General features: G+C 70.7%; 18 protein-coding genes and 2 pseudogenes. 10 read left to right on the top strand and 10 right to left on the bottom strand.

What is annotated here, in order from left to right; genetic code table 11:
• Nucleotides 1–137: 137 nt before the first annotated feature.
• The 4 genes from ABZ896_RS12315 (at nt 138) to ABZ896_RS12300 (ending at nt 2,469) form a co-directional block, all read left to right on the top strand.
• On the top strand, nt 138–785 hold the full coding sequence (locus tag ABZ896_RS12315; RefSeq protein WP_360926112.1) for a hypothetical protein: 648 nt from the start codon (nt 138–140) through the stop codon (nt 783–785).
• A 70-nt stretch (nt 786–855) separates the two neighbouring features.
• The gene (locus ABZ896_RS12310; RefSeq protein ID WP_360926109.1) at nt 856–1,530 is read left to right on the top strand and encodes a hypothetical protein; all 675 of its coding nucleotides are present in this window, start codon (nt 856–858) and stop codon (nt 1,528–1,530) included.
• A gap of 64 nt (nt 1,531–1,594) precedes the next feature.
• Nucleotides 1,595–1,939, top strand: coding sequence for a 6-carboxytetrahydropterin synthase (locus ABZ896_RS12305; RefSeq protein WP_360926106.1), 345 nt, complete (start codon nt 1,595–1,597; stop codon nt 1,937–1,939).
• Nucleotides 1,936–2,469: a hypothetical protein gene (locus ABZ896_RS12300; RefSeq protein ID WP_360926104.1), complete on the top strand. Its 534-nt coding sequence runs from the start codon at nt 1,936–1,938 to the stop codon at nt 2,467–2,469. The genes ABZ896_RS12305 and ABZ896_RS12300 overlap by 4 nt, the downstream gene beginning before the upstream one ends.
• A 145-nt stretch (nt 2,470–2,614) precedes the next feature.
• On the opposite strand, the pseudogene ABZ896_RS12295 reads toward ABZ896_RS12300, so the two are convergent.
• Nucleotides 2,615–3,166 (bottom strand): annotated as a pseudogene (locus ABZ896_RS12295) (hypothetical protein); the annotation flags it as partial.
• An 86-nt stretch (nt 3,167–3,252) separates the two neighbouring features.
• Between ABZ896_RS12295 and ABZ896_RS12290 the strand changes: the two are divergent.
• Nucleotides 3,253–3,558 carry a hypothetical protein gene (locus ABZ896_RS12290; RefSeq protein ID WP_360926101.1) on the top strand — a complete coding sequence of 102 codons (306 nt, stop codon included), beginning with the start codon at nt 3,253–3,255 and terminating at the stop codon, nt 3,556–3,558.
• A gap of 119 nt (nt 3,559–3,677) precedes the next feature.
• Here the strand turns inward: ABZ896_RS12290 and ABZ896_RS12285 are convergent, their stop codons facing one another.
• The 7 genes from ABZ896_RS12285 to ABZ896_RS12255 form a co-directional block, all read right to left on the bottom strand.
• On the bottom strand, nt 3,678–4,331 hold the full coding sequence (locus tag ABZ896_RS12285) for an HAD-IA family hydrolase (protein ID WP_360926098.1): 654 nt from the start codon (nt 4,329–4,331) through the stop codon (nt 3,678–3,680).
• Nucleotides 4,332–4,448: 117 nt separating this feature from the next.
• Complete coding sequence (locus ABZ896_RS12280) at nt 4,449–5,222, bottom strand: glycosyltransferase family A protein (RefSeq protein ID WP_360926095.1); 774 nt, start codon at nt 5,220–5,222, stop codon at nt 4,449–4,451.
• A gap of 257 nt (nt 5,223–5,479) precedes the next feature.
• Nucleotides 5,480–6,157: an isochorismatase family cysteine hydrolase gene (locus ABZ896_RS12275; RefSeq protein WP_360926092.1), complete on the bottom strand. Its 678-nt coding sequence runs from the start codon at nt 6,155–6,157 to the stop codon at nt 5,480–5,482.
• A 13-nt stretch (nt 6,158–6,170) separates the two neighbouring features.
• Nucleotides 6,171–6,749 (bottom strand): restriction endonuclease, encoded by a 579-nt coding sequence (locus ABZ896_RS12270; protein ID WP_360926089.1) that lies wholly within the window; start codon nt 6,747–6,749, stop codon nt 6,171–6,173.
• Between the two features lie 145 nt (nt 6,750–6,894).
• The gene (locus ABZ896_RS12265) at nt 6,895–9,288 is read right to left on the bottom strand and encodes a Helicase associated domain protein (RefSeq protein WP_360926086.1); all 2,394 of its coding nucleotides are present in this window, start codon (nt 9,286–9,288) and stop codon (nt 6,895–6,897) included.
• A 44-nt stretch (nt 9,289–9,332) separates the two neighbouring features.
• Nucleotides 9,333–9,911: a terminal protein TpgA1 gene (locus tag ABZ896_RS12260; RefSeq protein ID WP_360926083.1), complete on the bottom strand. Its 579-nt coding sequence runs from the start codon at nt 9,909–9,911 to the stop codon at nt 9,333–9,335.
• 24 nt (nt 9,912–9,935) lie between these two features.
• Nucleotides 9,936–12,392: a transcriptional regulator gene (locus ABZ896_RS12255; protein WP_360926080.1), complete on the bottom strand. Its 2,457-nt coding sequence runs from the start codon at nt 12,390–12,392 to the stop codon at nt 9,936–9,938.
• Nucleotides 12,393–12,561: 169 nt separating this feature from the next.
• Here ABZ896_RS12255 and ABZ896_RS12250 point away from each other — a divergent pair, with 169 nt between their 5' ends.
• The 3 genes from ABZ896_RS12250 to ABZ896_RS12240 all read left to right on the top strand — a co-directional run bounded on the left by ABZ896_RS12250 (nt 12,562) and on the right by ABZ896_RS12240 (nt 14,869).
• Complete coding sequence (locus tag ABZ896_RS12250; RefSeq protein ID WP_360926077.1) at nt 12,562–13,395, top strand: hypothetical protein; 834 nt, start codon at nt 12,562–12,564, stop codon at nt 13,393–13,395.
• A 283-nt stretch (nt 13,396–13,678) separates the two neighbouring features.
• On the top strand, nt 13,679–14,143 hold the full coding sequence (locus ABZ896_RS12245) for a hypothetical protein (protein ID WP_360926074.1): 465 nt from the start codon (nt 13,679–13,681) through the stop codon (nt 14,141–14,143).
• 75 nt (nt 14,144–14,218) lie between these two features.
• Nucleotides 14,219–14,869, top strand: a complete 651-nt coding sequence (locus tag ABZ896_RS12240) for a hypothetical protein (protein ID WP_360926071.1) — start codon at nt 14,219–14,221, stop codon at nt 14,867–14,869.
• A gap of 48 nt (nt 14,870–14,917) precedes the next feature.
• On the opposite strand, the gene ABZ896_RS12235 is transcribed toward ABZ896_RS12240, so the two are convergent.
• Entirely contained in the window at nt 14,918–15,493 is a 576-nt protein-coding gene (locus tag ABZ896_RS12235; RefSeq protein ID WP_360926068.1) for a hypothetical protein, read from the bottom strand.
• A gap of 308 nt (nt 15,494–15,801) precedes the next feature.
• Here ABZ896_RS12235 and ABZ896_RS12230 point away from each other — a divergent pair, with 308 nt between their 5' ends.
• The gene (locus tag ABZ896_RS12230; RefSeq protein WP_360926065.1) at nt 15,802–16,092 is read left to right on the top strand and encodes a hypothetical protein; all 291 of its coding nucleotides are present in this window, start codon (nt 15,802–15,804) and stop codon (nt 16,090–16,092) included.
• Nucleotides 16,056–16,391 (top strand): hypothetical protein, encoded by a 336-nt coding sequence (locus ABZ896_RS12225; RefSeq protein WP_360926062.1) that lies wholly within the window; start codon nt 16,056–16,058, stop codon nt 16,389–16,391. Before ABZ896_RS12230 ends, ABZ896_RS12225 begins: the two co-directional genes overlap by 37 nt.
• A 296-nt stretch (nt 16,392–16,687) precedes the next feature.
• Here the strand turns inward: ABZ896_RS12225 and ABZ896_RS12220 are convergent.
• A pseudogene (locus ABZ896_RS12220) lies at nt 16,688–16,827 on the bottom strand (hypothetical protein); the annotation flags it as partial.

Here is a 16,827-nt window from a genome sequence, read left to right as displayed (position 1 = left end):
GATAGACCCGACGCGTGCGACTGCGGGCAGGGCGAAGGCGCCGCGCCCGCCGAACGCCCTGCCCACTCACCGCGTTGGTGAGAAACTCCAGCGGAGAATCGACGACCGTGGCCGCTGAAAGCAGGGGGCGTGACGCAGTGAGCAGCAGCGAGACGAACAGGAAGGTGGCCGCCCACGCGGAGCGGTACATCGCCCGGACCGGCCGCCACCCCTACACTGACTGCTGGCCGTGGGCCGAAGCCGCCCTGGCCTGGTCGCGGGCGAACGAGCAGCGCCTCGGGTGGAGCCTGCGCAACGCCTGCGTGAGCGACAGCGACACCGAGTACGTTCCGGCCGCCATCGCCGAGACTCTGCGCCTAAGCATGGTCCGCCACAACCGCCTGCCGGCAGACCTGGCCCTGGAGACCGCCCGCAGCGAGCTGGGCTACTGGGCGGAGCCTTGGGCGACGAACGCGAGCCGTCCTCAGCCGGGAACTCCCGAATGGCCGGAGCCCACCGGCCCGTACGCCGACCGGTGGCAGGCGGCTTTCCTGTCCGGCGATCCCGACCGTGCCCGCCGGTTGGCCTCGGGGGCGGACGATGTGCTGCTCGGGCTGCTGTTCCACACGTCGAAGACCATGGACCGGGGCGCCGCTCTCAGGTACCGCCAGAACACCTACGACTCCAGCTACATGGCACTCGCCGACACCGCGCCCATCATCGGCATCACGATGCCGGTCGCGGTCAGCGATCCGCTCGCCTACCAGGGCATCGACGGCCTGACGGCCGTGCCCGAGGCGGCCTGACCCGGGCGGGAACACATCTGCGGTACCGGTTCCCCGGATGACGCTGCCGGTGGTGGGGCAGACTGCGGCCATGGCCTTTGACCCTCATGCCGTCCTGCCCGACTTCGCCGCCGCGTACCAGGCCGCCCACGACGGCAGCGACCCCTACACCGACGCGTGGCCGTGGGCGGAAGCCGTCGTCCGCTGGCACCAGGAGCAGGGTCCTTCGGTGCAGCCCCACCGGGGCTATCTGCTCGGGGACGACCAGGAGGCCCGCGGCCACCTGGTGGCCGCGGTCGCGGAGTCCCTGCGGATCGCGATGGGATGGACCGGCGCCGCGATCGGCGACCTGGACCTGGACCGGCTCGCTTCCGAGCTGCGCAACTGGAGCGAGGACGAAGACGAGGCCGGGGCCAGGCTCACGCCCGGCGTCACCGGGTGGCCGGCCCCCACCGGACCGTACGCCGACCACTGGCACGCCCTGATGCGCGTGATCGGCAGCGACCCGGAGCAGTGGGCCCGGGTACGCCGCTCGGTGTACCGCGCGTTCACCAGCCTGCTGTTGCACGCGGGCCGAACCCCGCACCTCGCCGACGGCGCCTACAACACGCTGCAGGACTACCGGCTGCGGCAGGCACCGGGCCGCAGGGGCGACTACCGGTCCCTGGCGGAGGTCGCCCCCTCGCTGGGCATGTCGCCCGTGCCGGTCCGTGATCCCCGCTGGTACCAGGGATACGGACTCCTCACGGTCGCCGAAGCCAGCTGAGCCCACAGACCCGGGCCACGGCGATACGCTGCCGGAACGTCATGAGCCGGAGGGGGCAACCGAGTTGGCCGTTACGCAAGAGATCACCCTGTACTTCGAGGCGACCCACGCCCTGCCGACGCTGCCCCAGTGGCATCACGAGCACGGTGTCCACGGCCACCAGTACGAACTCGGCTTCGTGTTCGCCGGCCAGGACGCGGCCGTCGTGGTCAGCAACGAGCAGACGCTCAAGCAGTGGGCTGACGAGCAGCTGCGCGGACAGCATCTGAACGGGATCGTCGGAGCGCGCCCGAGTGCCGAACTGTTCGCCGTGTGGGCTTACGAGCAGTGGGCCGACCGGATGCCGGGTCTGACCGAGGTAAGCGTGTCCCAGACACGCGACACGGCAGCGACGTACCGCGCGGCGTGACGCCGGCCGGCGACGGGTGGAGCCAAGCCCTGGCCCGGGCCGGGCGGATCACGGCGTGCTTCCAGCCTCCCGCGCTGTGCACGGAGCAGAACTGGGACTACGTCGCAATCCGCGGCCTCCTTGCCGTCGTCCTGGCGGCGCTCGCCGACCAGAGCGGCCGCAGCCCCGACGACGTGCCGCTGACGGAGCTCGGGCAGCACTGCGAGCAGGGCGCCCTGCACGTGCGGGACCTGGCCGCGGCCGTGGTCGGTGAGGACCTGGCCCACAGGCTCGACACCGCCCCGGACGCGCCCGTGCCCAACGCCGGGCAACCCCCGGTCGCGACGTGGCTGTGGCTGACCCGCCTGTGGCCGTCGCGGCCGCCTGACGACATCAGTGGCCTCCCGCCGATCAGGCCCCGCCCGCAATGGGACGGCCTGACCCGGGGCATCGCGCGCGGCCACGCCGGCGCCGCCGTTGACCTGCTGCCCACCTGGGCGGCCGCGGCGACCGAAGCCGCCATGAACACCCGGCAGCCGCCGGGCCGTTGAGCGGCCCGGAGCGCGCGGCTAGGAACCGTCGATGTGGTCGAAACCGTGCAGCAGGGGCGTGCGTTCCTGCTGCACGGCCGCGCAGGGTGCACAGCCGGGTCGCCGGATTCTCCGCAACGTTCAGGGCGCGTTCCAGATCGAGCAGCGGAGCTCCCTGCGGCGCTTCGTCGCAGTCCGGCGCGTGCAGGACACCGCCCTGGTCCGGGCCTCGCCCGCCGCGAACCTTCGCCAGCACCCATCCCGACGGCCGGCGCTCCCCGAGGACCTCCTGGACCACCGACTGCGGCGAGGGCTCCAGCCTCTCGGTCACGACCTGGTCGTAGTCGACGCCGTCGATCCGCCGCACGTGCTGCGGGGCGCGCACCCACACCCGGTACTCCGCCGCCTCCACACTCCCGTCCTCGAGGTCTCGGTACGACGGCAGCCCCACGAGGAAAACCCAGCCCGTCTCGGTCTGCCGCCGCTTCCACAGCCGCGCGACGATCTCAGGCTGCTCGGTCCCGAGCAGCGGATCGGCGGGGAGCACGACCCGCACCGGCACAGGAACGTGTTCGGGCCCGGCAGCGTCGTCGGAAGGCGTCTTCACTGCCCCACAGTCGGCAGGCCGCCATGGCCGTTCACGTGCGGGAGCCACGGGCCGCACCGGGCAGGGGAGTGGCGCGGCCGGGTGGGGCACCGCGAGGATGGGCGGGACCATCAGCCCCGAGAACGAGGACACTGCCGGACCGTGGACAGCTTCTTCGCAGCCCTGATCATCGAAATGCCCCTCGCGGGGGTGACGGCGTGACCGACTTCCCCGGCCCCATCCCGATGCACGGCGACAGGGTGGAGATCTTCGCCGACACCTTCGTGGCGACCGTCACCGGGAAGATCACATCGCGGGGAGTGCTGGTCGACGGCAACGGGTTCGTTGAGCTCGTGCTGCCCGACGGCGACCCGCAGCAGCGCCGTGACCTGGAGCGGTCCACGCGGTACCAGTACCGCCTCTACGACGGCCGGGTGCTGCTCTACTCGTCTCCGGACCTGAAGCTCCGTGATACCCGGCGGGAAGACGACGGGGCGCTGGTGGTGGCCGGGTCCCCGGCCTGATCGCGGTACCGCTGCCCGGCGGAGCCTTTGGACGGTGCGCTCGAGGAAGTCCCGGACCAGGGGGGGCCTGGCGGTGGGCGCGGAGTTGCCGCGCAGGTCGGCGAGGATGCCAGTGCCGCTCAGGCCGGGTCGGGGGGCAGGTTCAGCAGCCGGGCCAGGTGGGCGACGGTGGTGTCCTGTCCGTCGGCGTGCACGGTCGCGATGCCCAGTGCGGCGGCCGGGATGAGATTTTCGTGACGGTCGTCAGCAAAAACACAAGTGGGCCCGGGCAGCCCGAGCCGGTCGAGGGTGATCTGGTAGATCACGGGATCGGGTTTGGCGACGCCGACGTGTTCGGAGATGACGGTGACGTCGAACAGGTCCCACACGCCGAGCTCTTGGTAGGGGTCGTACGGGTCAAGGCCGAAGGAGTTTGAGAGCAGGGCGGTGGCGTAGCCGTCCCGCCGCGCTGCTCGAGCAAGGGCGATCATCTTCGTGGCCGGGCGGACGTCGTGCCAGACCCGGCCCATCAGGTTGTGGTGTTCGGTGAGACCGAGGAGTGCGGCGGTTCGGCGGTTCCACTCGGTCTGTGTCATCCGCCCGCTTTCAAGTGCCTTGTAGAGGTCTCGGCCCTCGGGATGGTCCTCCAAGGCGTTCGCCCATGCGGACTCCGTCAGCCCCTGTTCCAGGCACCAGGACCGCTGGGCTTGGCCCACTGGCTCGGTCAGCACTCCCGCGAAGTCGAGAATCAGCCCCTTGAACGCGGTGGCCTCGCCCGTCTGTGTCCTGATCACCGGTCTCCGTTCCTGTACCTCGTGGATCACCGCCGCCTCCGCGGGGGTCACTGCGCGCGCCGCGGAGGTCGCCTCCGGCCGCCTCATAGGGCGCGGGTGTCCGGCCGGAGCCGGGGTCTAGATCCGCGAGTTGCGCAGGGACTGCCACACGGCGCCGGTCAGAGCCCGCGTCGCCCGTGGGACCGACAGTCCTTCGTGCTGGCGGTACAGCTCCCAGTTGTAGGGCAGGAGTGACAACTTGTTGGAGGACACCGAGCCCGCCTGATGCGCCCTGTACACCGCGAGCGGTTCGGCCAGGCCCCGGGCGTCGGCGCCGTCACGCATGATCGACAGCCACAGGGCGTAGTCCTGGCGTTTGCGCATTTCCGGCATCAGCCTGTTGCCGAGGACGGTGCGGTCGTACATGGCGGTCAGCGCGCCGATGTGGTCCCGGACCAGCATCGCGCGGTAGTCCACGTGCTCTCGTGCGCGGATGATGCGGCCGTTCGGGACGAAGTCGGTGCTCTCGCCGTCGTAGTCGGCGTCCATCTTGAAGTACGAGGTGAACGTGAGCGGCGCGCTGCCCGCTTCGGCGAAGGCGATCTGCCGCTCGGTCTTCTCCGGCAGCCATAGGTCGTCGCTGTCGAGGAAGGCGATGTAGTCCCCCCGGGCCCGCTGGATGGCCAGGTTGCGGGCCCTGCCGGCGCCGCCCTGCTCGGGTGCGGGCTCCGGCAGGACGCGCTCGTCCTGCCGGGCGAACTCCATGAGCAGGTCCATGGACTCGTCGGAGGACTGGTCGTCGGTGACCAGCAGTTCCAGGTCGCTGTGGGTCTGGGTGAGTACCGACCGGACGGCTGCGCCGAGCGTGGCTGCCGAGTTGTAGACGGGCATCACGACGGACACCAGGGGCACGGTGGTTCTCCTTGCTCAGCGGGACGAGGGTTCATTCAAGCACTGCGATCGAGCAGGGGCGGAGTTGCGCGTTGTCCGTGGTCAGGGCTGCGTAGGGCTGCCGCTGGTCCGTGTCGGAACACCCCTCGCGCTGGTTCTGCATTACTGGCCCCCGCTCGGCCCAGCGCGACGCGCTACGCCGTGCACGCTACGCCGTGCACGGCCCGGGGGGGTCCGCTGCGGATGTGGTCGGGATGCGCGCTGGCCGGCGGGGGTTCTTATGGCGCTGCTTCGATCATGGCGAGGACCTCCGCGGTGGGTCTCACGTCGCCGAAGGATCTGTAAACGGTGGCGAGTGTGGCGTTGTGGTCTTGGTCGCGGCCGGTCGCGTTGGCGTCGGCGACCATGACCACGCGGAATCCGAGGGTGAACGCGTCGCGGGCCGAGGACTCGCAGCAGACCTGCGTGACCGTGCCCGTGACCAGGACGGTGTCGATGCCGCTCTGTTCGAGGAGTTCTGGGAGCGGGCAGCGGCCGGGGAAGAAGGCGCTCGGCGCGCTCTTCTCCACGAAGATGTCGCCGGGGTCTGTGGCGAAGCCCGGCCACAGCCGGCCGGGCAGCGGTCCGGTGCCGCCGGAGTTGCGGAACATCTCGGCGGCCTGGGGGCCGTGGAACTCGTCGCCTGCCGGGGTGCGTTCGGTGCGTGCGGGCACGACCCAGGCGACGAGGCCGCTGGCCGCCCGCAGCCGGTCGGCGAGTTGCTGGATGTTCGGGACGATGCCGCGGGCGTAGGGGTTGGCGTCGACGAAGAACGGCACCATGTCGATGACGACCAGGGCGGTGCGGGCGGGGGTGATGCTGGGGTAGGCGAAGCGGCGGCCGCGCCGCTCCTGGTGACGCTGGTACTCCCGGTCTTCGATGTGCCAGGCGTGGATGGGTGTCTCGGTGTCCGGCACGTTGGGGTCCTTGTCAGTCGTGGTCGGGGCTGAGCCTGTGGTGGGTGCCGGAGCGGCTGATGTCGAGTTCCACCAGGGAGCTGATGGTGGTGCCGCTGTTCCAGAAGCCGAGCAGGTCAACGTCGATGAGGCACAAGCCGTGGCGGGCGGCGAAGTTACGGGCCGGGCGGGTGAACACGCAGGACGCGACGAAGACCGGTACGTCGGCGCCGTGTTCGGCGCGGGCGGTGCCGTTGAAGGTCTGGATGTCGCGGCTGCCGACCGAGCGGTGTTTCGCGAAGCGTTTGCACTGCACGACGATCTTCCTGCCGTCCGGCAGGTAGCCGATCACGTCGGCCCCGAGGTCGCCGGAGCCGCCCACGCGTTCGACCTGGGTGCAGCCGTCGCGGCGGCACAGCTGGGCGACGTACTCCTCGAAGCCGCGGTCGTCCATGGCCCAGACCGCGTCCAGGGAACGGCGGGCCTGGCGCTGCGCGTCCTCGGCGAGCCGGGCCTTCTCCGCCCGTGCCTCGCGCCGTCCGGCCCGCACGAGCCCTGCGCTGACGACTCCGAGTACGGCGGCGGCTAACGCCGCCAGCAGCGCCGTCCCCATATGAGGTCCTCTCCCCCGGTGGCTTGGCCGCCTGGTCTCTCCCCAGCCGGGTGGATGTCTATCCGCTGGGTGCTGCGCACGCGGGTTCGTGGCGGGGAGTCTGGCCGGTTGGCGCGCGGGTGTGGCCGGAGTTGTTCGCCGGGGTTCATTGGCTGGTGTCGCCGCTGGGCTGGGCGTGGCGGGTCAGGCCGGCGGCGGTGACCGCCTGGAGGTGTTCGGCGGGGAGGGCGTCCCAGCGTTTGCGGAGGTTGTTGAGCCACTGGCCGACCTTGACCTCGGTGCCGTCGACGGTGACGGTGTCGCGTTGGCGGATGTGGACGTGTCCTTCGCGGGCGCGGAAGGCGGCGACGGCCGCGAGTCCCTGTTCGAGCTGTCGCTGCTGGCGGGCGGCACGGCCGGTGGGCTGGGGCGCCTCGTCCTCAGGGGGTTCGATCAGGGTGATGCCGAGGTCGCGGACGAGCTGGATCTGCTGGGGGTGGAGGGCTGCGAACTCGGTGCTCTGGGTGCGGACCCATTCGCCGAGGGGTTCGTCGTCGTCGGTGACGAAGTCGGCCGGGAGGTCGTCGAGGGTGATGCTCGCCTCGGCGTAGAGGCGGGCGGTGTAGTAGAGGCGCTGCCAGGTGATCGGCCACGGCGGGTTCCAGTACGGGTCGAGGCCGGTGAGAGCGGTGTCGGTGGGGTCCGGCTCGAGGCCTTTCTCCGCCCGGGCGCGGGCGGTGCTTCGGCGGTTGGTGAGCCAACGTCCGAAGGCGAAGTCCCCGATCATCTCGTTGGAGGGGACAGCGAGGTGGCCGCGGGTGGCGGCCCAGTTGCGGGCGTGGAGCAGGCCGCGCTTGGCTGCCTGGGTGTTGAGGTTCCAGATCATGCCGATCTCTTCGAGGGCTTTGATCTGGGAGGACTTGAGGGTGCCGGCCGCGTACGCCTTGCGCATGCGGTTGATCCAGCGGCCCAGGGCGAAGCCGGTGTCGTCGTCGTAGAGCTGGGGGACGTCGAGGTGGCCGCGCGTCTCGTAGTAGGCGGTGGCGGCTTCCAGGCCGCGGCGGAAGGCGGCCTCGCGCGGGTGCAGGACGCGCAGCCGGAAGGCCTGGGCGATGGTGTCGGCGGGGAAGGGCCGGTCGAAGACGATGTCCACCGGGACCTCGGCTTCGTCGTCTTCCGGTTCGGGGTGGGAGGGCTGCTGGGGGACTGCGAGCCGGTCGGCGATGCGGTCGTCGTGTGCCCGCAGGGCTTGCAGGACGCGCCAGAGGGGCTTGTACAGGTTGGAGCCCAGCAGGTCGTCGGCGTCCTCGCCTGGGGCGACGTACACGGGGACGATGAGGGTGGCTTTCTTGCCCTGGCCGGGTTTCTGGCGCAGGGCGCGGCCGACGGCCTGGACGGTGTCGACGATGGATTCCTTGGGGTCGGCGAAGACCACGGTGTCGATGGCCGGGATGTTGACGCCTTCGCCGAGGAGGCGGGCGTTGGCGATCACGGTGCGGTGGGCGGGGGCCAGGTCCTCGCCGGGGCGGCCGTCGAAGCGGTCCAGGAGGTGGCGGCGCCAGGCCGGGTCCTGGGTGCCGTCGATCGCGGCCGCCCACAGTTCGCCGGGGTCGGGGCAGCCGGTTCCGGTCTCGTCCAGGGCGTAGAGGAGGGATGCGGTGTCGGGGAGGGTGGCGGCGAAGTCGTGGGCGTCGGCGATGCGGTGGTGGAAGGTCACGACGCGGCGCAGGTCGAGTTCGGCCATGGCGCGCAGGACGGCGATCTGGAGGGCGGCCTGGCGCAGTTCGGCTTCGGTGGCCTTGTCGGAGATGCCGAGGCGGGTGCGGATGGTGGCTTCGCGGACTTCCATGACGACGACGCGGTAGTCGGCGAGGAGGTCCATGTCGATGGCCTCGGCGAGCGGGAGGCGGAAGGAGGTCTCGCCGTAGAGCGCGGGGTCGTCCATGGAGGCGACGAGGGAGGCGTCCTCGTCGTCGCCGGGCTCGCCCGCCGACCAGATCCTCGGTGTGGCGGTCATGTAGAGGCGCTTGTGCGCGGGCACGAGGTCGTCGTCGTGGACGGCGGCCCAGCGTTTGCCGAGGTCGCCGCTGGTGCGGTGGGCTTCGTCGACGGTGATCAGCGCCCAGGGCGGCATGGCGTAGTCCTGGTGCGCTTCTTCGACGCGGTGCAGGGAGTGGTAGGTCGCGAAGACGGTGAGGTCGGGGTACTTGTCGACGGTGGCGGCGAGGACGCCGGGGTGGGTGGTGTGGGGGACGGGCCCGCTGCGGGTGTTGGGGCGTTTGGAGCACAGGGCGAGGACGGGGCCGCTCATGCCGGCGGTGCGCCAGTCGTCGACGGTCTGGGCGAGGAGTTCCAGGGTGGGCAGCAGGACCAGGCGGGTGCCTTGGGGGGCGACGCGGGCGGCGGTGCGCTCGGCGACGTAGGTCTTGCCGGTGCCGCAGGCCATCACGATGGAGGTCCGGGCCGTGTGCCGCAGCGCGGTGTGGGCGGCGTGGACGGCCTGGGACTGGTGCTTGCGCAGCCTGATCCTGGGCGGCGGGGCGGTGGCGGTCGCGGGCACGGGGTGGCCTGTCCTTTCGTTTTCAGCCCGGTGAGGGCGGCACGTCAGCCAAGGCTGAAGCGAATGTGGTCGATGTCGGTCAGGGCGACCTGCTGAAGGGACTGGGCCCGGGTGCCGCCGTCGGTGAAGTAGTCGTCGCGCAGGCCGTCGGCGACGATCTGGGCGAGCTCGTCCTCATCGGCGCCGGCCTGCTTGGCGTCGTAGAGCGCGCGGGCGACGTCGGCGTCCAGGCGGCGGGACAGGCGCCGGTAGCGGGGGTCGTTGGTGGTGCCCTTGGGGGATTTGAAGCCGAACTTCCCGCGGACGTCGACCTTGATGCCGGTGCTGGTGATGGCCGACTGCAGCTTGCGTGCCTTGACCAGCGGCTGCCACAGCTTCTTCACTTCCGCTTCGATGACGGCGGCCGTCTCGGGCTTGGCCGTCTTGATCTGGTCGTCGCGGTAGCGCTCGACGGTGCGCTGGCTCTTGCCGATCTTCTCGGCGACCGCGCGGGCGGCCTCGGCGCGGCTGAGGCCCTTCTCCTGTTTGAGCAGGAAGCGGACCCGCGCGCCGATGCTCTTGGGGATCGGCTGGCTGAAGGCGGTGTCCGCGGCCTCGCCCAGGCGGTCTTCGATCAGTCCCACGGTCAGTCGGTTTCCTTCTGGTCGTTAGGCCACCCGCACGAGGCTGGCGTCCTTGATCTCGTTGGCGATGTTCACGCCGTCGGCGAGCAGGTCCAGTGCCCACGTCATGGTCTGGGAGCCCTGGTGCTTGACGGAGCCGGGGTTGACGCCGAGGCGGAAGCCTCCGCGTACGGGCTGGCCGTCGGGGCCGAGCAGGAGCGGCAGCGGGGAGAGCCCGTCGACGGGGTAGACGACGCAGTCGTTGTTGACGGCGAGCGGGTAGCGGTCCGCCGTGTCGGCGAGGTTCCACATCTTGCGGTGCATGTTGATCCGCGCCTTCGACAGGATCATGGCACGGATGTCGGGCCGCCAGGTTTTCTTGTTCAGGGCCGGCCACGGCTCGCCGAAGACGTAGTCGATACCGAGGTTGGGGCGCTGGCGCAGCTTGCCGATGCCCGACTTCGCCACCGACTTGATCACGTTGGACAGGGTGACCAGTGTCGGGTCGCCGTCCTTGTACACGGCCATCGCGGCGAGGAATTCCTCGTCGTCGAGGTCGGTGGTGACGCCGAGGCCGGCCATCACGGTCAGGTGCGCGGCGCGCAGCGTGTCGTACCAGGGCTGGAGGTAGGGGCTGTGGGTCTCGCGGACCCATGCTTCCATCGGGCGGACGTCGGCGCCGAGTTCGACCGCGTAGTCGACTGTGGGTGTGGCGTACCAGCCGGGGCCTTCGGGGCGCTGGCCGCTGGGGGTGAAGGGGTTGGGCAGGCGCGGGTCGACGTCGACGTGGGAGAGGTCGACGTACCAGGAGCCGGGCAGTTCGGGGTCGAAGAGGGGGTTGCGGGGGCGGTGGATGGCCGGGCCGGTGCCGACGTGGAGGCGGCGGCAGGCGGCGAGGAAGGCGACGGAGACGTCCAGTGCGGCGACGTTGGGCAGGGCGCGTTCGTCGTCGGTGACCTCGTCGATGGGGCGGATCCAGATACAGGCTTCCTCGTCGAGGGCCTCGCTCGCGGGCCGGGACCCTTCGTCGGGGTAGTCGGCCGCCACGATGGGGTGTTCCTCGGGCGCCTCGCACGGGGCCGGGTCGACGACCGTGTGCAGGGTGTGGGGCACCTTCGCCGAGACCCACTTCTTCTTGTCGTTGTCCCACTCGGCTTTGGTGGGGGGCCGCAGCGCGGTCATGAGTTCCTCGGCGGTGACGGCGACCGTGCCGCGGGGCGTGATGACCAGATCGGCGAAGGTGCCGAGCATGGAGGCGAGTTCAGGAGCGGAAAGGTCCTCGCCGGCGCTGCCCCAGGCCCGCGTCTCCAGGGCGCGCCAGGGCACGATGGCGAGCTGAACGCAGTGGCGCTGGCCGTCGAGGCGCTTGAAGATCCTCGGCCAGAGCCCGAAGCCGGACTTGGTCAGTTCCCAGCCGGCGCGGGTGAGGTTCTTGACGATCTTGTGGTCGGCGGGCAGGCGGAGGCCTTCCTGGTCTTCCAGGCGGGCGGGCAGGTCGAAGTGGGCCGCGGCCGATGCGGTGAGCACGACCAGCGGATCCTGGTCGAAGCCGTTGTCGTGGAGCTTGGCCGCACCGAGGCGGATCTTTTTCTTGTCCAGGGCCCAAGCGGCCAGGGCCTGGATGGTCTTGGCTGGGCACGGCACGGTGCGGCCGTCGACGAGATGCGCGGTCAGGGTGCCGTCGGTGACGGCGAGGACGGCGAGGGGGCCGTCGGCGTGCTCGGGCGCCACCGGCTTGACGGCGGACTTCTTCGTGCGGCGGGCGGGCCGGGCCGCGGCGGCCCGGTGTCCGCGGGATGCGGGCACCGTCCGGGCAGCGGGCGTCGCGGTCGGCCGCGGGGCGGGGGCGGCGGCTTCCACCGGCGCGGGCGGGACGGCGACGGCCGGGGCCGGGGTGACGGGAGGGGCGGCGGTGACCGGCTGGGTGCCGCAGCGCGGCATGCCCATGCGGGCGTGGGCTTCCAGGTAGACGTGGCGGGGCTGCCCGCCGACGAGCACCGTCGTCGGGCGACCGCACCGGATGCAGGAGCGGCTGTGGCCCTCGGGCAGTTCCGTCCAGGAGCCGGGGGCGTCGTAGCCGAGGTCCTCCTGCTCCGGCGCAGCGTCGGACGCCGGCGCGTCCCAGATCAGTTCCGGCGGGTCCTCGATTTCGAAGCTGAGCTCCAGCTGTGGCTCCGCCTCTTCCTCTGCCGCCGGCAGCCATTCGGAAACGAGAGGGGCGGCGGAATCGACGGAGGTGGCGTCGGCGACCCGGGACAGTTCAGAAGCGAAGTGCGCCATGATCCGGGCGTAGAGCTGGCCCTTCGCACCCCGCGGTGCGCGCGGCGGCTGCTTCTCCCAGGTCCACACGGTCTCGCGGGACACCTTCAGCGCCTGACCGAGCTGGGTCTTGGTCCACCCGAACTCCTCGCGCAGACGTGCCCGTTCCTCCGGGAGCGGCAGTGGCGGCACAGGACCGTCCATGGAGATCCGTTTGAGGACCGCCTCCACGGGGTCGTCCATCAACTTCCTCCCACTCCTCGAATCTAACGCGAATCTAACGTACAACCCTGCCGGTGTCAATCCTTAATCATTTTTCACTATGTATTATGACTGTTGCTCAAGCATGTTCCATCATGTATTTTGATTCAGTCTCGACTGTCCGGTTCTGCCTCCTGCCGAGGGGTTCACCATGGCCACATCCGATTCCAATAGCCCGACCGCGCGCCGCTCCGGCACCGATGGACCGTCCGGCGCGGGCGGATTCGACGAAGTCGCGCAGCTCCTTGCGCCTGCCGCCGAGGACGACGGGCACCGTCCCGAGGAACCCAAGGCGCGTGGCTACGCCGTGCGCCTCGCTGACGGTTACGGCCCTGACGACGTGAACCGGGTCTTCGGCCGCCTTCAGGACGCAGTCGGCGTACGTCTCATCTGTCTCTGGGACTACCACGACGGGAGCAGCTTCGGAGGCAGCTCACGCGTCTACGCGGAGACTGAGGACGGCCGTCTGCACGAACCCGACGGCTTGTGGGAGTGGCTGAACAGCAGCCGGGCCGCGGCCTCCGCTCCCGTCCCTCCCGGCCTGCCGCCCGGCTGGCTGGGTGAACAGGCTGCTGTTCCACTCAACCACGCCCACGACGACGGGCTTCACAACTACGCTGACGAGGACACCGCCCCGCTCGCCGACCGCCGGTCCACGACGCGCTTCTATCTGCGCCGCCACCGGCTCGACATGCTGCGGGATCGGCCCTGGGTCGTCATGGACGAGGTCACCGGCAAGGTGGCCCAGCTCGACGACGGGCTGCGCCTGGCATACCTGGCAACCCGCCAGGAAGCCGTAGCCTTCCGCGACCGTCGAAACGAACAGCACCGGTCCCATCAGGGCCCGCTGTACATCGACTGGGACAGCGAGGACTACGGCGCGGCTCAGGCCATGCACCTGTACATCATCGGCGCCGAAGAAGCTGATGCGGCGGTTGCGCGTGTCCTGGAAGAGGCAGGATTTCCCGGACGGCGCTCCGTGTGACCTCGCTCCAGGCGGCGGCGAACCGCCCGCGGACTCCGGTGGCCCGCCGCATGGCGGGTCCTGGGCCCACTGCTCTCGGACCCCGCCAGCGAGCCGCGGCAGTACCGCTTCCACACCGGCAGGACGCTCCCAACGCTGTACCTCTCCTGCCCGGGGACGCACCGCCCGCCGACAACGCGAAGGCGTGGGCCCTGCCCCACCTGATGCCACGAACCTCTCCCGGCACCAACGTCTGTCCCGCCCACCGCCGCATTCCACTTCAGTCGCAAGGAGCATGACGACCATGTCTTTCCCGTCCCGCCCCCAACTCCCCGCCGAGCCCGGCGCGGCCGGCTCGCTGCTGGGCGCGGTGGCCCGCACGGCCACCGCGGAGCCGACCTTCCTCCTGGTCACGCCGGACAGCGTCGAGGTCCGCACCATGGCGTGGTTCAGTGACTACTGGTCCCGCGAAGCCGGCCACAGCAGGGCACGGCAGCGTCCTCCGCTGTCCTTCTGGCTCCTGGTCCCCGGGTCGGCACGCCCTCAGTCCTTCTCGGTACACGGCGAGTGCCACCACGGGCACGCGTACGCCGACGGGCGCCGCTTTCTGGCGTGCAGCGCCACGATCACGACGGCTCCGGAGCACCCAGCCGACGAACCGGAACACTTCCGCTTCCGTTACTGGCAGTACGACCCGGAGATGGAGCGCCTTCTGTCCGGAGACGAACCGCCCGTCGACGACGTGGAGACGTACCCCCTGCCCGGCTGACGCCACACCCCTTTCCGGCAGCGTCCCCGCAGCCCACCGCCCCGTTCCGCTTCAGTCCCAAGGAGCATGACGACCATGTCCTTCCCGTCCCACCCCCAACTCCCCGCCGAACCCGGCGAGCCGGCCGCACCCGGGTCGCTGATCACCGTGGAGGACGGTGACATCCTCATGCGGCGTGGTCTGCAGGACTACGCTCCCTCGGCGCAGGTGCATGTCGTCGAAGCCGCCCATGCGCTGGAGGAATTCCGTCTCGGCGGCGGTCCCGGCCGGCTCGCGAGCGCCGAGACGAGCGCCGACAAGGCCATCACCACCTTCGAGTCGCGCACCGGTGAACGGGATGCGGCGGCCTGGCATTCGGCCGTGCTGTACATGGTCGAGCTGCGGGCCGTACGCCACGGCCGGGGCCGCCTGGCCGTCTTCGACCCGGCGCCTCCCCCGCCGTCCCTGTTCACGCCGGGCAGTCCGATGCGGCTGGAGCGGGTCAGCCGGGAGGCGCACGAGCACATCCTGGCCGCGGGGCGTTCGCTGGAGCGGGCGCAGCGCGGCGACGACACGATGGACGTCGCCCGCGCTCAGCACGCCGTCTACGAAGCCGCCCAGCTTCTGGTCGGCCAGCTGCCGGGCCTGTCCGTGCCATTGTGGGTCCTCATCGCCCGCTTCTGCGCGGAGACCCACGCCGAGACGCTCCGCCAGGCCCGTGCGGGCGATCCGTACGGCGCTTCTTGAAATCCGCCGCCCTCGCGGCGTCCTTCCGGATCGTCGGAGCGGCGCGTGTCACGCCAGGCTGACCACGCCGATCTGGACCGTGGCGCCGCAGGGGAGTTGGCCCACGCCGTCGACGCCGCTCTGCGAGGGCCATGTCCGGAGCCGGGCGAGGCCTTTCCCGGCTGCTGCGGCGACGGCTTCCAGGCAGCTGTCGTGTCCGGCCGTTGTCAGCAGCCGGAGGGTGCAGGTGTGGCCGTCGTCCTCCACCCACAGCTCGGCCGTCTGCTGCAGTTCTTCGTCCAATGCGGCCGCCCAGGGCGCCACGGTACGCAGAAGATCTGCAGCGGCCTGGGTGGAGGTCGCGCGGCCGCCGGGGCCGGTGCTGGCCGCCGGGGCGATGCCAGCGACCAGCACCAGGTCGCGGCCCAGGTCGGCGGTCAGCGAAGCACCGTAGTCGGTGCCGGCCAGGTCGGTGCCGGTGACTTCGGCCAGTCGTTCAAGCGTGTTCATCGCGGTGTGGCCGTCGGCGCAGACCTCGGCCTGGACGTCGCGGGCGCTCAGGCTCAGCCGCAGGGGTGCCAGCGGCCCGCAGCTGTCCAGCAGCCGGGCGACTGCCTGCATGCTGCTCGCCAGAGAGAGTGACATGCCCGTCATTGTCCCCGGCCGCATACCCGCCCGTCCCCGGCACGCGCATCTTCCTCTCCCGCTCTTCGTGCCACCGATGGGACCCGCGTCGTCCGGTTCGGCTGTCCCAGCCCAACCACACCCGGAGGATGCCGGCATCCTGCGTTGCAGATACCTGTTTCAAGATGTATCTTGATTGTATGGTGAAGGTGTCCGGCCGTTCCCGAAGCCCTTCGCTCCACCACCTCTCCCGCCAGCTGGCCCGCCGGCGCCAATCCATGCCCGTCGGGTGGCCAGCCCTCCGTGCCTTTCTGAAACGCGAGTTGACCATGCTTCTGCCGAGCTCCGGGATCCGCTTCCCGATGGACTTTCTGCCCGCAGTCCCCGACGACGAATGGAACGCCGAGCAGACCACCAGAGCGACTGAAGTCCCGGACCAGGACTGCACCACCGTCGACTTCCACATCGATGCCCCGGGTCCCCGGGAGGCCGAGCTCCGCCTCCTCGCCTTGATCAGCCAGCACTTCGACGACGACATCCGGGGCAGTTTCGTCGCCGCGACCGCCCCGGTGGGGCCCGGCCGATGGACCGTCACCATCCTCGCCCCCATCCGCTACTGACCCGTCCGTTCCACGAACCGAAAGGCACCGCCGCCATAGCCGTCCTGCTCATCGGCCGCTGGGACGACGAGGAGACCACGCTCACCGTCACCGCCTCCCACCTGGTCGCCGACGGCGACCAGGCCGCCATCGACCGACTCTTCCGCGAAGCCCAGAACTCCGGGGACGACAACTGGGCGTGCGCCTACGACGTGGACCGGCACCCCGATGCCGTACGCCGCGCCTACGAGGAACACGCCCATCCCTTCGACGCCGTGGTCGAGGACGACGTCGAGGGCTTCGAGCCCGCCACGTACTGACCGAGGAGGCCTCGCATGCGCGGAATCGACATGCCCGTCACCCCGGAAGCGATCCGCAGCCGCTTCCTCTCCCATCACGCCGCCTGGCTGGTCCGTGCCGAAGCCGAACGCGGCACCGGCGATCCCGAGATCCAGGAACTGGCCGCGCTCCTGCTCCGTGTCGAACACGGTGAGGGCAGCCCGGAAGTCCGGGTGCGCTGCTTTTCCGACACCGGCACCGGACACATGAAGAGGGCCGTCATCACCGCCGGTCTGCGCATCGGCGACGATCACCTGCCCGCCCACTCCCCCATCGCCTACGGCCCCACCCGCAGCCGGAACGGGCAGCTCAAGGCCCACGAGTGGATCGTCGTCGTCCGGTACGTCTGCCCGGGCCGCAGCGTCGTCGACGGGAACGACGGGTGGTTCGGTGAGTCCGGGAAGTGCTGCGTCTCCA

The organism is Streptomyces sp. NPDC047072 (assembly GCF_040643855.1).
Lineage (GTDB): Bacteria > Actinomycetota > Actinomycetes > Streptomycetales > Streptomycetaceae > Streptomyces.
Note: the sequence above shows the minus strand (reverse complement) of the source record. Positions and strands in the feature narration are given on the sequence as shown.